The sequence below is a fragment of the Campylobacter sp. CNRCH_2013_0855 genome, assembly GCF_025773025.1.
GTDB lineage: Bacteria > Campylobacterota > Campylobacteria > Campylobacterales > Campylobacteraceae > Campylobacter_D > Campylobacter_D jejuni_C.
This window is the reverse complement of record NZ_JAKMTE010000044.1, coordinates 1-1,250: the sequence shown is the minus strand read 5'-3', so window position 1 is coordinate 1,250 and position 1,250 is coordinate 1. Positions and strand designations below refer to the sequence as shown.

Annotated in this window: 2 pseudogenes; both read left to right on the top strand. The window is 23.9% G+C overall.

The features are described 5' to 3' along the window. A pseudogene (locus tag L8X40_RS08325) lies at window positions 1–863 on the top strand (hypothetical protein); the annotation flags it as partial. Continuing rightward, window positions 863–1,250, top strand: a pseudogene (locus tag L8X40_RS08320) (hypothetical protein); the annotation flags it as partial. The pseudogenes L8X40_RS08325 and L8X40_RS08320, both read left to right, overlap by 1 nt.

The following is a 1,250-nucleotide window of genomic DNA, read 5'->3' as shown; positions in this document are numbered from 1 at the left end:
ATAACACAAACAACAGCAATTTAGCAAAAGACATTATTTATACAAATTGTATTTTTAGCGTATTAGAAGCTATAGATTTTTTAAAAATTTGTTGTAAATTACAAGAGAAAAATAAAACAAATGATAATATCTTTTTTAAAACCTACCCTCAACTTGCCGGAAAAATCGCTTATATTTATTATAGGTTTGATTTAGCGAATGAAAAATTTATAAAAAGCGTAAAAGATGGAAATGAATACATAAAAAAAAGAGAGAAATTTTATACAACTGCCTCAGAAATTTATAATCAAACTCCCATTTATAAGCTTACCTTTGAAAAAAAAATTCAAAATGAAAACATTCATATAGAAATTATAGAAGATTTTTTAAAAAACTTTGCCAAAAGATTAAATATAAATGAAAAAGATTTACCTATAATTACAAATAATCCCAATAACGGGGATTCTGGAACCTATGATTTTACAAATAATATTTTGAGTTTAAACCCAAAAACGTATTTTATTGATTTCATCGATACCATCATACATGAATTTAGACATTTTTATGTTAGTCATATAAATATCAACTCCAACAATAGCTTAGAAAGGTTACTTTTTTTAAACACAGTAAATTTGTATATACAATGGAATTATCATGATATTTTTAATGCTTACAATAAAAAATGTTTGCTTTTTGATAGTGTAGAATATGGAACACAAAAATGTTTTATAAATAAAACCTACTATGAAAGTAGAAAAAAGATTGTAGCTATAAAAGATAAAAAAAAGAATTTAACAGATTCTCCTTTATATTTTATACAACCAAGTGAAAGGGATGCTAGGATTGTTGCTGGAAAATTTAGGGAAAAAACAAGGATAATATAATGAATAATAACATAGGACCATTACCAAATAAAAAAAAATATGAACAATTTTTACAAACCAGAAAAGAACCAAATGCATTTTATTTAGGTGTAAATACTAATATAAAATGTTTTAATAATATATGTCCTAGTGAAAAAAATTATTGGTCAATTGGATACTTAATAGATAGTGAACTTGATAAATTTTATAATCCCAAATTTGGCATTTATTTAGGTAAAATCATTTTTAACAAAAAAGGTAACAAACTCATTCCAAAATATATACCTACAAGTATTGAAAATTTAGAAGAAGAGGTTAAAAAAATCAAAAATCCTCTATGGATAGCTGAAAAAAATGGTAATTATGTTAAACCTGAAATTATACCTACAACAGAAGGACAAAGCTACC